We start from the raw sequence: 12,765 nt of genomic DNA, 5'->3' as shown, positions 1-12,765 counted from the left end.
GAGTTGGTGTTCTCGCCGGAGACGGCCCGCGAATTGGGCACGGCTGTACCGCACACCGCCGGATGGTGATGCGCTCGGTACTACGAAGCCGCGCCGACCGCAGCCCGCAAATAGGCGTGTCGGCGGCGGATAGTCAGTTGATGGTGCAGCCGGATACCGGTTTGCCGGCCAGGCGGTCCAAGAGATAGGTGATCGCGTTGCCGGGGCCGAATCCGTCGATGATTTCCGGCCCGAAATGGTTCGGGATGGTGGTCCCGGGCAGCAGCGGCGGCAGTTCGTTCGTCCGGAATTCGACCGTGGCACCGCTGGCGCACCAGTCGTCGGCGAGCTGACGGGCCTGGTTGTAGGGCACCGTGTCGTCGTTGCGTCCGCTGGTGATCAGCACCGGCGAGGCCGGGGTGAGGGTGCCCACCCGGAGATCGGCCAGAGCGGGGGCGGCTTCCGGATTCGCCTGCAGGTGGGCACTGAGTGGTTGCCCGTCGTGGGTCAGCGAACTGGTCTTCAAGAACGGGTAGCGGGTGATGATGTCGGCGATACAGGCATCGCTCAGTGCCGCCAGGGTGTCGCGGCCGTATTGGCTGGTCACCCGATCGACCGCTTTGTCCAGGTCGGGATAGCGGACCAGCAGCCCGTTGACGGCGAAACCGATCGCTGCGCCGATGAGGGCGCCGTCGATACGCTCGAGGATGGCGGCGAGGTCGGCCACCGGACCACCCGCCCACGTGCCCTTCAAATTCAATTCCGGCGCGTAGTCCGGCGCCATCTCGGCCGCGGCGGCGACAGCTCCGCCGCCCTGGGAGTAACCCCAGAACACCAAGGGGGTATCGGGACCGGTACCGGCCAGGTTGTTGGCCGCGCGCGCCCCGTCGAGGACGGCATGCGCCTCCTCGATCCGGTTCGCATAGGTGTGGATCCCCGGCGTGCCCAATCCGATGTAGTCGGTCACCAGAACCCGTGCGCCGAGGCGGCTCCACACCGCCGACGACGGCAACTCCTGGTTCGCCGACAAGGACGGCGAGGGGTCGGTGGTGATGGTGACCCCCGTCGAGAATGCCTTCGACATGGCGCACCGGTCGCCTTGGCCGGATGTACCGGGGCCGATCACGACGGTCGGCCGCGGACCCGCTCCGAGCCACGGGCCCGCCGCATCGATATAGGTGCCGGTGACCGCGACCGGGGATCCGTCCTGCAACCGAGTGGTGTACATGATGTGTTCCGCCTTGGCCGGCCACCCCTGCTCGGAGGGCAGCGTGGCCAGCAGCGACATCGGGCGGGTCCGGATCACCGCGCCGGGCTCGGCCGGGATCTGCTCGGGCGGACTGTAGAACCCGTCGGGCGCGGCCGCGGCCTCGGGCTGCTGGGTGGCCACCACCGCCACCGCGGCAGCGCAGGCGATGGCCACTACGGCCGCAGTCGCTCGAACGCCCCGTGACAGCCGCCGCCGGTAATTCGGCCCATGCTGCTGGTCCATCGACACCTCTCCATAACCTCTGCCCAGGACCGTTACCGAATGTCCCGAGTCGCCCAGCCCGGTCCCGATGATGCGAGTCACAGCTGCGGCGCACCGGACAGTAACATAGTTACTCGGGGTATCCATCCGGTCGTGCCCGAGCCCCGCACCGGCCGGGCGCGCACGGAACACCCGAAATCGTTACCGTGGACTCGTGAGTCCAGCACCCAAGGCAGCGCCCACCGATCAGATCGTCGACGTTGTCCTGCACCTGCTGGAAACCGAAGGCCACGAGGCAGTCCAACTCCGCGAGGTGGCACGCCGCGCGCACGTATCCCTCGCCACCGTGTACAAGCATTTCGCCGACCGCGACGAACTGATCGTCACCGCGGTCGAACACTGGATGGCCACCCACAGTTTCGCCGCCATGCAACCGCCTCGGTGCGGCGAAACCCTGCACGAGGTCTTGATGCGAGTCCTCGGGTACGTATTCCAGCCGTGGGAACGCCATCCCAGAATGCTCGAGGCATACCATCGCGCCCGCACCGGCCCGTCCGGACACCGGCTGGACACCCAAGGCATCGAGGCCATGCAACCCATCCTGGCCACACTGTTCGAACGCGCAGACCCCACCTATATCGAGGACATCGCACTGGTCCTGGCCAACCTCACCTACGCGCTGATCGGCCGATTCGCCGACCACAATCTCGAGATCACCGAAATCCTGCCCATCCTCGACCGGGCGGTCTACCGCCTCACCCACGACAACGCCGACGATGCGGCCACCGCGGTCGCCGGCGCGCCGAATGGACACTCTGCCGCGGATGCAACGGTGATCGCCTCGCTGGCAACGCCTTTTCGGGGAACCACCCCAACCCAGAACTGATCCGACGCCGGCGACGACAACGCGATCGTGGGATCGCCGCCGGCCGAGGCCCTGCAGGAACGCCGGCGCACCGCGCCCGTCGCAGGCGGTATCGCCGACCGCACGTCACCAGATCCGTCTCAGGTGGCCGTGTGGAGGCGGTGCCGAATCGCGGGCACCACGCGGCCGCGCCTTGGCCGGTACCTCGACACCATCCGGTCACGACCCCGACGCCGCAGTGAGCCCGCCCTATCTCCAGCCGCGCTTTCCGGAGTGATTGTTCCCGGGAAGCGCGGTCGACTCACGGAACGATTGCGGAGCGCGTCACCGGTTCCGGCGCCTCCTGGCGGGCGAAGATTCCGCGCCGCAAGGCTGTCAGCAGCGCGTCGCGGGTCTCTTCGGGACGGATCAGCTCGTCGAAACCCATACGTTCGGCGGAGTGGTAGGAGGCCAGCAGTTCTTTCTCCCGCAGTTGCGCCGCGATATCCTCGTCCGCGCCCGAAGCCAGGCCGAGGGCCGCCGCGCTCATCGCCCCCATGGTGGCGCCGGGGTAGGCGAAGGCCGCGGTCTGGTTGTCGAAGCCGATGAGCGACATGACCATCGAACCGAATCCGTACGCCTTGCGCAGCGTCAGATGCAGTTTGATCGTGGTCGCCGTGGTTTGGGCGACGAACATCCGGGCGCCCGCACGCAGGATGCCTTCGCGTTCGGATTCGCTACCGGGCAGCATGCCCGGATTGTCGGCGAGGAACACCAGCGGCAGGTGGAAGGAATCGGCCACCGAGATGAAGTGGGCGGCCTTCTCGGCGGCGGCGGTGTCGATCGAGCCGGCGAGCACCTGTGGCTGGTTGGCGACCACCGCCACCGGATGGCCGCCGAGATGCGCCAGGGCGCAGACGATCGCGGTCCCGTACCCGGGCTGGACCTCGAACCAGTCGGGAGTATCGAAAACCACGTCGAGCACCGTCCGGACGTCGTAGCTGTTGCGGTTGTCCCGCGAGACGATATCCAGCAGTTCCGGTGTCGGCCGCGGCTCGGTGGAATCGTCGGCGAGCCGAGCGGGCGGATAGGACCACGCGCTGGACGGGAAAAAGGATAGATACCTGCGGATATCGTCGAGTGCGTCCTCGTCGTTGTCGGCGAGATTGTGGATCAGGCCGCTCGGCACCGCCACGCCGGGACCGCCGAGATCTTCTTTACCGACGTCCTCGCCGGTTGCTTCGCGCACCACCGGCGGTCCCGCGGTGAAAATAGCGCCCTGCCTGGTCATGACCGCGAAATCCGACACCGGCGCGATGAGCGCACCGTGGCCGGCCGAGGCGCCCAGAACACCGGTGACCATCGGCACCCGCCCCGAACACCGGGCCTGCGCGAGCAGATCGGTAGGCGTCCGACCATAGTGCGCGGCCGTCGGCCGGAAACCCGCCCCCTCCAGCAGCATCACCAGCGGAACCTTATTGCGTAGGGCCAGTTCCGCCAGACGATAGCGTTTGGCATTGCTACCCGGCGCGATGGTTCCCGCCATGGTGGTGAAGTCCTCCGCACCCACCATGACAGGCGTCCCATGGATCAAGCCCGAACCGGTGACGACGGCATCGGCGGCGACCTCACCGCCGACGAGGGCGCCGAACTCCTGGAAAGACTCCGGGTCGAGCAGGTGCGCGATCCGCTCCCGTGCCGTCAGCTTGCCTTTCGCCCGGTGTGCGGCCACCCGCTCGGGTCCGCCCATGGCCGCCGACCGCTCCCGGCGCCCGTCGAGGTTCTCGAGTGTTTCTTTCCAGCCTCGCGCGTTCGTCATACTCGTCCTCTCGGAACAATGGTCGGCTCGTCGCAGCAGGTCGGGGACGCGTCATCCGACTTCGTCGCCCCGGCTGTGGATCCGATCGTCGTCAACGCTACCGACCGTAATGCGGTACGACCCGGAAACGTTCGGCCGTCCCATTCTCGCCCGATGGCCCCCACCGTCTTCGGGCAGCGAGAGACCCCCGCTAACGATTCGTCGCGTATCGCGCCGCCGCGCCAGCGCGGTGAACGGCGACACCTCCGAGTTCGTCCTGCTGCCCGATCTGGCTCCCGCCGCACCTGGCAATCAGGTAGCCGGGTGCGGCGAAAAGGGTCGCGTTGCGTGCGGTGACCGCACCGGCCGGTCTGCACTACCCGCCGAGAACACTCCGGTCGCGAGGCCGCGCGAGCGGCAATTGCTCCGCACCCGGACCGAGTCCCGTCCGAAAGCTTTACGAACACGTGTGTCTACTATGGGCGATATCAAACCCGCTACTGCCGGGTACTTCGATCGCCGAACGGAGGACCGTGCCGGATACCGCCCCCCGTAAGCGTGGCCGTCCGGTTCGGGCCGAACGCGCAACAATTCTCGAGGCAACCGATCAGATGCTGTCCGCCGACGGCGCCGCCGCGTTCAGTATGCGCCGGCTCGCTCATCGGCTGGGGGTCAGCACTGCCGCGATCTATCACCATTTCCCGACCAAAGCCGACCTGTTCTTCGCTGTCCTGAACGCCCGGGCCGAGAAGTTACCTCGGCCGGAACTGCCCGACGACCCCCGGGATCGGCTCGCCGCGATCATTGTCCATCTCATCGACACGCTGCACGAATTTCCCTGGATCATCGATCTCCTGGTCACCGGGGAGACCTACGGCCGGGCGGCCATGTGGATACTCGACGAATTCGTCACCACCGCAAACCGGCTGGGGGCCGGCGATATCGAGGCGGGTTACATGTATTCGGTGTTGTGGCGCTTCGCTCTCGGCGAACTCATCGCCCGCAAAGCCAGCGCCGACCGGCGTAGCGCGGACCGGCGCGGCGAGCCGACGCCGCATTGGACCGATACCGCCGCCGAGGACGATCTCGGCGAATTCCCCTCGGTCCTGCGCGTGCTCCCGCAGTGGCAAGCCATTGTGGACAGTTACGATTCGAGCAGAGCCGTCCGCGTAGTCGTCGACGGGCTCGTGGCGAATCTGGACGCGGCCGATATCACTGCGAGCTCACATCCGCAGTAGCCGGCGTCGCTCCGGCCCGCGGGATCAGCAGTCCGGCGACCACCGTTCCGGCCGCTATGAGCGCACCCGCCAGGACGAAGGCGGTGGAATAGCCGTCGCTCAGCGCTTCCGGCGACCGGTTGTCCGCAATCACCGCGGCGGCCGCCGTCGTCAGCACGGCCAAGCCGAACGCGCCGCCGAGCTGACGGGAACTGTTGAGCAGCCCGGATGCCATTCCCGCCTCTTCGGCCGAAACTCCCCTCATGGCAACGGTTCCCATGACAACGAAGCTCATGCCGATACCGATGCTGCCCACGATGGAGGGTCCGAGGATATCGGTGAGGAACGAACCGCCGGGCCCGCCCACACCGAACCAGGCGATACCGATCGCACCGAGGAGCCCGCCGGCCACCAGCGCGGCGCGGTGCCCGAACCGGTTCACGATAACCGCCACGAGGCGCATACCCACCACCGCGCCGAGTGCGAACGGAACGAAAGCAATACCGGCGGTGGCCGGTGTGTATTGCAGCACCGTCTGCATATGCAGTGAGACGAAGTAGAAGGCGGTCAGCTGCCCCGCGGTGATCATGAACCCGAACACGTTGGCGCCGGCGACGCTTCCGTGCGCGAGCAGACGCAATCGCATCAAAGGTTCACGGACCTGGGTTTCCACCACGACGAACGCGGCCAGCAGGAGCAGGGCGACCACGATGGTTCCGATAGTCGTGCCGGACGCCCAACCGTGTTCTTCCGTTCGCACCACACCGAGAATGAGCAGGAGCATTGCCGCCGTGACGAGCAGCGCCCCGGCGATATCGAGCCGGGGCCGGTGCTGCTGCTGAACGCCGGCAATTCCGGTCGCGGCCGTGAACACGGCGGCGACGACAATCGGCACATTGACCAGGAAGACCCATCGCCAATCCACGAAATCGGTGAGCAGCCCGCCGGCCACCACACCGAGGGCGCCACCCAGCATGGTTGCCCCGGCCCACAGGCCCACCGCCTTGTTCCGGGCCGGACCTTCCTCGAACGTCACCGTTATCAACGCCAGGGACAGCGGCGACAGCGCGGCGGCGCCCAGCCCCTGGATCGCACGCGCACCGATGAGCAGCGCGGGATCGGTGGCCAGGCCACCCACGAGACTGGCGATGCCGAAGATCGCGAGACCGGCCAGCATGGTGCGGCGGCGGCCGATCACATCGCCGAGCCTGCCCCCGAGCAAGAGGAAGCCGCCGAAGACCACGGCATAGGCGTTGACGATCCACTGCAGCGCGGTAGCCGACATCGCGAACTCGGACTGGATCGCCGGTAGCGCGACGTTCACTACGGACAGGTCCAAGGAGACCATGAACTGCACGATCACCACAGTCGCCAGCACCGCGGCCGGTTTGTTCGGTCCCCGGCCTGCGGCGGGCTCGAGCGTCGGCGGTTTCATGAGCGGATCGCCGGCCGCCGGCACTGCGCCCGGTTCGTTCGTTTGCGACATCTACTTCTCCACAATCAGCAAAACGTCTGCGCTTCACTGTTTTACGCAGGACCGAGGCCCGCCTGACGAACCGACCTACGGACTCACCCCTGCCCTCGGCACTGGCCGGCCTGATACCGACCACAGCGGCATCGGTTGCGGGCCGCACGATCCCAACATTTAATGACGCGTGTTTTTATTATAGTTAGCACTACTGTCATGTCGAGAGCTGGCGAATTCTGACGCAACCCCCGGCCCGATACGGTCGATCCGGGGCGATACCCGGTCGGCAGACGCACCGATCATCGAACACAGCCGCCCGAGTCGCGGCCGGCCTCGGGCCGCACCGCTCCCACCGTGCTCTTCATGAACAGTCCTGCTGCGGCGAGAGTCGAACCCGGACCGGCCCGTAATGCGTCCGGACGGTCAGTTCGGTGTAATGGCAGCAGGCTTCGGCCGTTCTCCTCCGGTCCTGCGGACCGCACGGGTCAGTCCGGCCAGTGGCCGGTGGCCCGCTGGTAGGCCACCGCACCGGCGCGATCGACCGCGGCTTTCACCACCCCGAAAACTGCGCCCTGCAACGCGGCAGCCATCAATACTTCCCGCCAGCCGTAATCGCGCGAGGTCGCCCGCGGGGCATGTTCCTCGCCGCCGACACGTCGCCACACCTGCCGGAACACTGCGTGCGCCGCGATACCGCCCAGCGCACCGGCCACGGTACCGAATGGCTTGTACAGCAAGCTCATACTGAACTCCTGCGAACAAGCAGCCACGCCGCCACTGCAGCAACCGCGGCAGCGCTGACCGCCGGCACCGGATTCCGCCGCACATACTCCACAACATCCCGGCCGCGGTCGGCCATCCGGCCCGGAGCCTCGGCCCTGACCCGCTCGATCGCCTGGTGTGCGTGGTCCTGGGCTTGTTCGACACGGCCGTGCACCTTCTGTTCGACCTCGCCGGTCTTCCGGCTCACCGTCTCCGCTGCCGCCTGCGCGGTACCGGTAGCCCGCGCCCGCACATCGAGCTTTCCCGCCAGCGCGTCCACGGTGTCACGCAACTCTTCGCGCACCCGGTCGCGATCTTCGCGCACCGCATCCCGGTCGGCTGCTCCTCGGTTTCCCTCGGTCACTGCTGCCTCCTGTGAGTCACTGCGTCGATATCGGCCCGTGCCCCGGCCACGGCGTCTTCGGGCACCGGCGGCGAGTTCGCCGTAATGGTCTTCTTACCCACCATCGTCAGCGCGGCGCCGGCCACGATCAGCACTGCCCCCACCACCAGAGCCGCGGCCCAGCCGGGCAACACGATCGCCACCGCCAGCACCGCAGCCACCATCAACGCCGCGCCACCATAGAACACCAGCAGACCGCCGATCCCCGCCGCACCGGCGCCTTTGACCGCCGCGCTCGACTTCTCCTGCATTTCCAACCGTGCCAGCCGCATCTCGTCACGAATCAGCCGACTCATCTGAATGGTGGCCACATCGACGAGTTCACCAACCGACCGCTCCGCGGGTTCTCGCATGCGTGGTTGTGCCGTCGCAGTCATCTGCTACCTCCTCATTCATGTCCGTCGCGGTGCGGCAGTGCTCCGCCGTGCCCGGGCCGCCGGCGACGACGCCACGGACACCCGCGGCCGCTTCCTGCCCATGGGTCGCGCACGCCCCGGCAGGAGGGTTTTGCGCCGGGCACCGGGCCGGCACACCGCCGGACCGACTTTCTGCCCGGCGGTCGGCTACCCGTCGCTGTGCGGGGTAAACGACGCCGACCGGCCGGGAGGGCGCCGGCATCGGCCAGTTCGTCGAATTCGGCACGGGAATTCCGGCCCGGCCGTCGGGAGCTGCCGCAGTGCCGGAGCGCACCGTCTACGGTGTGATTCCGGGCGACGGAGCGCGTGTCACATCGGCGCCGCTATCCGGTCACGGTTTAGCAACGAGGTCTTCGGGAATGTCTGTACCGATACCCGCTTGCGTCCGCGCAGCGAAAACCAAGCCTGACAGAAACCGGAGGTACGTGGTGTCGGCCCACGCAACCCAGGCGAGGGTCGTGCAGAAGCTGTTGCCGCTCTCGCGGATCCAACTGCAGTGGCGCGCGGCAGACCGGTGTTTCCGGATCCGGCGACCGGAGCCCGCAAGCACTGCAACCGGGGACTCCGAGCATGAACCGCTATGGCAGCGCTGGTCGGCGCGAGGTGACCTGGCAGTAGGGCTCTCCGGTGCTCTCACGACCGATCCGCAGACGAGATGGTGGATGGTCTGGGGCGAATACGTCGGCGAAATAGTCACCGTCACCCTCTCCGAAGGAACCACGCCACAGGTCTCTTTGTTCGGCGGCCTGTGGATCAGTGAATGGCACGGCCCCGAACACACCACGATCGCCACCACCGCCCGGCGTCGAAGCGAAGTGCGCTTCGCTACAACGTCTTTCCCGCACTAGTCGCTTTCCGGGTCCGGATCCTTATCGCGCGAGGGCCGCAGCAGCGCGCCGGTTCGCAACGGCTCCAACTGATCAGTCCGAGTACGAACTCCGCACCGCCCGGACCCAGACCCACCGGAAGGTGTCCGCCCGCGCACGGTCCTTGCCGCATCGCGCGGGCGGATCTGGGGTAGAGGCTCATCCGCCAGAAACCCGGCGGTAACGAGTTATGGCAGATAGTGGTCGACTATCTGCCATAAATCCTTACGCCACTTTTCGCAGAGATATCCCTCAACCCTGATGAGCCTCTACTCCCGTGTCCGGCGCTGCTCGGCGCGGCTGCGTAGGATTTCGGCGGTTTGGTCGTCGGCCGGGAGAAAGGCCTCGAGGCTGAGTTCGGAGAGGGTGATGTCGACGGCGGTGGCGAAGCTGGTGATCGTGGTGATCAGTCGGAGTTCGCCATCGGGGCTGCTCAGGCGTAGGGGGACGGCGAAGCCGAGGTGGTCGGGACCCAGGTCTGCCTCGGGAAGGTAGCTCTCGAGTTCGGCAATGAACTCGTCGAGGCGGGTGTCGGGGCTGCGCAGCGCCTTACCGCGCAGGCTTTCGGTGACGTGGCGGCCCCACTCGGGCAGATTATGCACGCGCCGGGCCAGCCCATCGGGATGCAGGGCCAAGCGGAGCACATTGATCGGGGGGGTGATCAGCTCCGCCGCGCTCCCTTCGGTGAGGAGGTCGATCGCGGCATTGGCGGCGACCAGTCGGCCGTAGGGCCGGGTGACGACCGCGGGGTAGGGCAGATGTCCGTCGAGAATGCGCTCCAGCGCTGTGCGGACCGGACCCAATTCCGGCGTATCCAGGTCGGATTCGGGGAAGATCGGGGCATAGCCCGCAGCGAGCAGCAGCGCGTTTCGCTCGCGTAGCGACAGTTCGAGCGATTCGGCCAGCCGCACCACCATGGTGCGACCCGGTCGGGAGCGTCCCTGCTCCAGGAAGCTCAGATAGCGCTGGCTGGTGGCGGCGCGAATGGCCAGCTCGAGCTGGCTCACGTGCCGTTGGGTTCGCCAGTGCCGCAACTGCTGCGCGAACGGACTTGGCACTACCACCGTAGTCATGACTCCAGTGATATCCGATCCGACGCGTCCGCGCCATTCCCCGCGGGGAATGACCGAAACGCATCGGCACGACAGCGGGGTTATTCCCTGGAGGGAGTCGCGCCGCGGCGTTATGCTCGCAAAACTCTGAGCCATGAGCAAGCGATTCGATGACAACGACCTGACCGCCTTCGCCGAGCGCTACATGGCCCAGTGGAACGAGGCAGACCCGGAGCTGCGCCGCAAGCTGATCCACGAGATCTGGGCGTCGTCCGGTGCGCAGACCCTGGTCGATCCGCCGGTGGAGATCCGGCAGGCGGCCGCGCAACTGAGCTTCGCCGTGCCCGCACTGGAAGTGCGCGGCCACGACGCGATGCAGGCGCGGGTGACCCGCGCCTACGAGATGTTCGTCGCACCCGGCGAGTACGTCTTCGAGGTCGGCGAGGCCGCCGAACTGCCCGCCGGCCTCATCGGCCTGCCGTGGTCGATGGTCGCGCGCGCCGATGGCGCTGTCGCTGGTGGCGGCTACGAGGTCATCGGCCTCGACGCCGACGGCCGCATCAGCTTCGACCACCAGTTCATCGAGGGTGTGCGGTGAGTGTGTCGAGCATGCGAGAGTTGACGAAAGCGTTGCGGTAATACCCGGATCGTGCACACCGCCGACGGCGGCTCGCGATTCGTCGACGCGGAACTCGTGGACCGGGGTGAACTTGCCCGCCAGCCGGGCCTGCTCGAGCGCGGTCGCCCCGGTCAACGCGCCGGGTTTGCGTAGCAGCCGTTGCCTTCTGGTGAGCAAACGTGAGTGCTCTGTTCCATTAGGCAGCCTCGCCTTGCGGTGAGGCGCTTCCATTGCTGGATTCAGGTTTCGCAGCCACCAGCACCGCCGGAGCGGTCGTCTTACGGTCGGCTCCACCACTATCGAAGCAGGCACTCTGCTCCGCCCGCGCCATACGCGCGAGGTTGATCGCGGCGTTGAGATCACGATCGATCTGCAACCCGCAGTCGTTGTTATCGCAGACGTAGAGCCGTTCTGCCAGGGTGAGTTTGGCTTTCACACAACCGCAGCCGGAACACGTCTTCGAACTCGGAGACCACCGGCCGGCCCGCACACGCACGGAGTTGTACCAGATGGTTTTGTAGTCGAGCTGGCGGGAGAACTCACCCAAACCGGCATCAGCGATCGAGCGGTTCAACCCTTTCTTGCGGGCACCACCCGAGGCCATCATGTTCTTCACCGCAAGGGTCTCGGTGCCGATCACGTCGAAAGACTGCGCCAACACCGTCGTCAGCTTGTGTAGTCGGTCGCGGCGCAGATTCGCCACCCGCACATGCTGCTTCGCGATGGCCTGCTGCGTACGCAGCCACCCGGCCGAGGGCTCGCGCCGAGTCTTGCTCAGCACGTCCCACGGGCCTCGCCGACGGGCTGCCGTGCGCTGCAGTGCCCGGCTGGGGGCGTTGCGGGTGCATGAGTCGACTCGTAAACTCGCCCGGCGGCTAGAACAGGGCACCGCGCGGGTGTTGAAGGCGACGGTGCGGTGCGAACGCGGGTGCTGGCTGGTGAGTTTCACCTGTGTCGTCGAACGCGCAGCGCAAAGGCCCGCCCACGTGAAGCGCGTCGCGCGGATAGTCGGCATCGATGTCGGCGTCCGGCGAGTTTTGTCGGACCCCTCTGCGAGGGTGGTGATTGTGGAGCATCGTGACCGGCTGGCTCGTTTCGGTGTCGAGCAGTTGGAGGCTGCCCTGTCGGCGCAGGGTCGGCGGATCGTGGTGGCCGACAAGGGCGAGACCGAGGACGATCTTGTCCGGGACATGCTCGAGGTGCTGACCTCGATGTGCGCGCGCCTCTACGGGCGGCGCGGCGCGCGTAACCGCGCGATGCGGGCGGTCACCGCGACCAAGGCCGAAACCGGGGCGGCGTGACGGCCGGGAAGTTCGAGGTTGCTGACGGGTGGGTGTTGCAGGCGTACCAGTATGCGCTCGACCCGACTCCGGCTCAGCGTGCCGCGTTGGAGTCGCATGCCGGTGGCGCGAGGTTCGCGTAAAACACGATGCTGCGGGCGGTGAAAGCCAACCTGTCCCAACGTGAGCCGAACGCTCGTACGGTATCGACACCGCTGACCTCACCCCGCGCCTGTCGTGGTCGTTCCAGTCCCTGCGTAATGACTTCAACCGCCGTAAACATCAGGTGGCGGTGCGTGAAGACGGGACGCCGTGGTGGCCCGAGAACTCGAAAGAGGCGTACGCGAACGCTTGCAAGAATCTCGCGGCGGCGTTGAAGAACTGGGATGAGAGCGGCAAAGGTAAACGTCAAGGTCGTCGTGTCGGGTTTCCGTCGTTCAAATCCAAGCGTTCGACCAGGAAGTGAGGTTCCCCCGCATTGCTGGAGGGCGGAGTAATCAGGTTCCGGACGGAACCGGGTGATGGTAGCTCGCTTCGAACTCGTCCGGTGATCGCCAACCCAGCTTCTTCTGGATGCGCTGGCTGTTGTA

Annotated in this window: 13 protein-coding genes and 1 pseudogene; 6 read left to right on the top strand and 8 right to left on the bottom strand. The window is 66.9% G+C overall.

Annotated elements, in window-relative coordinates; all coding sequences use genetic code 11:
• Positions 1-133 precede the first annotated feature (133 nt).
• The gene (locus IU448_RS00070) at positions 134-1,471 is read right to left on the bottom strand and encodes a lipase family protein (RefSeq protein ID WP_195053438.1); all 1,338 of its coding nucleotides are present in this window, start codon (positions 1,469-1,471) and stop codon (positions 134-136) included.
• 193 nt (positions 1,472-1,664) lie between these two features.
• Between IU448_RS00070 and IU448_RS00065 the strand changes: the two genes are divergently transcribed.
• Positions 1,665-2,336, top strand: coding sequence for a TetR family transcriptional regulator (locus IU448_RS00065; RefSeq protein ID WP_195053437.1), 672 nt, complete (start codon positions 1,665-1,667; stop codon positions 2,334-2,336).
• Between the two features lie 280 nt (positions 2,337-2,616).
• Here IU448_RS00065 and IU448_RS00060 read toward each other — a convergent pair whose 3' ends face one another.
• Complete coding sequence (locus IU448_RS00060) at positions 2,617-4,113, bottom strand: acyl-CoA carboxylase subunit beta (RefSeq protein WP_195053436.1); 1,497 nt, start codon at positions 4,111-4,113, stop codon at positions 2,617-2,619.
• Between the two features lie 512 nt (positions 4,114-4,625).
• Between IU448_RS00060 and IU448_RS00055 the strand changes: the two genes are divergently transcribed.
• Positions 4,626-5,330, top strand: coding sequence for a TetR/AcrR family transcriptional regulator (locus IU448_RS00055; RefSeq protein ID WP_195053435.1), 705 nt, complete (start codon positions 4,626-4,628; stop codon positions 5,328-5,330).
• On the opposite strand, the gene IU448_RS00050 is transcribed toward IU448_RS00055, so the two are convergent.
• From IU448_RS00050 to IU448_RS00035, 4 genes are all read right to left on the bottom strand, one after another.
• Positions 5,305-6,795, bottom strand: coding sequence for an MFS transporter (locus IU448_RS00050; RefSeq protein WP_228811967.1), 1,491 nt, complete (start codon positions 6,793-6,795; stop codon positions 5,305-5,307). The genes IU448_RS00055 and IU448_RS00050 overlap by 26 nt on opposite strands.
• Before the next feature lie 467 nt (positions 6,796-7,262).
• Positions 7,263-7,520, bottom strand: coding sequence for a DUF4235 domain-containing protein (locus IU448_RS00045; RefSeq protein ID WP_195053434.1), 258 nt, complete (start codon positions 7,518-7,520; stop codon positions 7,263-7,265).
• Positions 7,517-7,903, bottom strand: coding sequence for a DUF3618 domain-containing protein (locus IU448_RS00040; protein ID WP_195053433.1), 387 nt, complete (start codon positions 7,901-7,903; stop codon positions 7,517-7,519). Before IU448_RS00040 ends, IU448_RS00045 begins: the two co-directional genes overlap by 4 nt.
• Positions 7,900-8,319, bottom strand: coding sequence for a phage holin family protein (locus IU448_RS00035; RefSeq protein ID WP_228811966.1), 420 nt, complete (start codon positions 8,317-8,319; stop codon positions 7,900-7,902). Before IU448_RS00035 ends, IU448_RS00040 begins: the two co-directional genes overlap by 4 nt.
• A 701-nt stretch (positions 8,320-9,020) precedes the next feature.
• Between IU448_RS00035 and IU448_RS00030 the strand changes: the two genes are divergently transcribed.
• Positions 9,021-9,206, top strand: coding sequence for a hypothetical protein (locus tag IU448_RS00030; protein WP_195053432.1), 186 nt, complete (start codon positions 9,021-9,023; stop codon positions 9,204-9,206).
• 287 nt (positions 9,207-9,493) lie between these two features.
• On the opposite strand, the gene IU448_RS00025 is transcribed toward IU448_RS00030, so the two are convergent.
• Positions 9,494-10,297, bottom strand: a complete 804-nt coding sequence (locus tag IU448_RS00025; RefSeq protein ID WP_195053431.1) for a helix-turn-helix domain-containing protein — start codon at positions 10,295-10,297, stop codon at positions 9,494-9,496.
• 133 nt (positions 10,298-10,430) lie between these two features.
• Here IU448_RS00025 and IU448_RS00020 point away from each other — a divergent pair, with 133 nt between their 5' ends.
• Positions 10,431-10,874, top strand: coding sequence for a hypothetical protein (locus tag IU448_RS00020; protein WP_195053430.1), 444 nt, complete (start codon positions 10,431-10,433; stop codon positions 10,872-10,874).
• Between the two features lie 217 nt (positions 10,875-11,091).
• On the opposite strand, the gene IU448_RS00015 is transcribed toward IU448_RS00020, so the two are convergent.
• On the bottom strand, positions 11,092-11,910 hold the full coding sequence (locus IU448_RS00015) for an RNA-guided endonuclease InsQ/TnpB family protein (protein WP_228811965.1): 819 nt from the start codon (positions 11,908-11,910) through the stop codon (positions 11,092-11,094).
• Between the two features lie 10 nt (positions 11,911-11,920).
• Here IU448_RS00015 and IU448_RS00010 point away from each other — a divergent pair.
• A pseudogene (locus IU448_RS00010) lies at positions 11,921-12,196 on the top strand (recombinase family protein); the annotation flags it as partial.
• Positions 12,193-12,318, top strand: a complete 126-nt coding sequence (locus IU448_RS28640) for a helix-turn-helix domain-containing protein (protein ID WP_324188469.1) — start codon at positions 12,193-12,195, stop codon at positions 12,316-12,318. The pseudogene IU448_RS00010 and the gene IU448_RS28640, both read left to right, overlap by 4 nt.
• Positions 12,319-12,765: the final 447 nt, after the last annotated feature.

It is taken from the genome of Nocardia flavorosea (assembly GCF_015477805.1).
Taxonomy (GTDB): Bacteria; Actinomycetota; Actinomycetes; order Mycobacteriales; family Mycobacteriaceae; genus Nocardia; species Nocardia flavorosea_A.
Note: the sequence above shows the minus strand (reverse complement) of the source record. Positions and strands in the feature narration are given on the sequence as shown.

Coding starts and splice junctions, on each gene's coding strand:
- IU448_RS00070 (WP_195053438.1), bottom strand. CDS start 1,471: ATGGACCAGCAGCATGGGCCGAATTACCGGCGGCGGCTGTCACGGGGC.
- IU448_RS00060 (WP_195053436.1), bottom strand. CDS start 4,113: ATGACGAACGCGCGAGGCTGGAAAGAAACACTCGAGAACCTCGACGGG.
- IU448_RS00050 (WP_228811967.1), bottom strand. CDS start 6,795: ATGTCGCAAACGAACGAACCGGGCGCAGTGCCGGCGGCCGGCGATCCG.
- IU448_RS00045 (WP_195053434.1), bottom strand. CDS start 7,520: ATGAGCTTGCTGTACAAGCCATTCGGTACCGTGGCCGGTGCGCTGGGC.
- IU448_RS00035 (WP_228811966.1), bottom strand. CDS start 8,319: ATGACTGCGACGGCACAACCACGCATGCGAGAACCCGCGGAGCGGTCG.
- IU448_RS00030 (WP_195053432.1), top strand. CDS start 9,021: ATGGTCTGGGGCGAATACGTCGGCGAAATAGTCACCGTCACCCTCTCC.
- IU448_RS00025 (WP_195053431.1), bottom strand. CDS start 10,297: ATGACTACGGTGGTAGTGCCAAGTCCGTTCGCGCAGCAGTTGCGGCAC.
- IU448_RS00020 (WP_195053430.1), top strand. CDS start 10,431: ATGAGCAAGCGATTCGATGACAACGACCTGACCGCCTTCGCCGAGCGC.
- IU448_RS00015 (WP_228811965.1), bottom strand. CDS start 11,910: ATGCCGACTATCCGCGCGACGCGCTTCACGTGGGCGGGCCTTTGCGCT.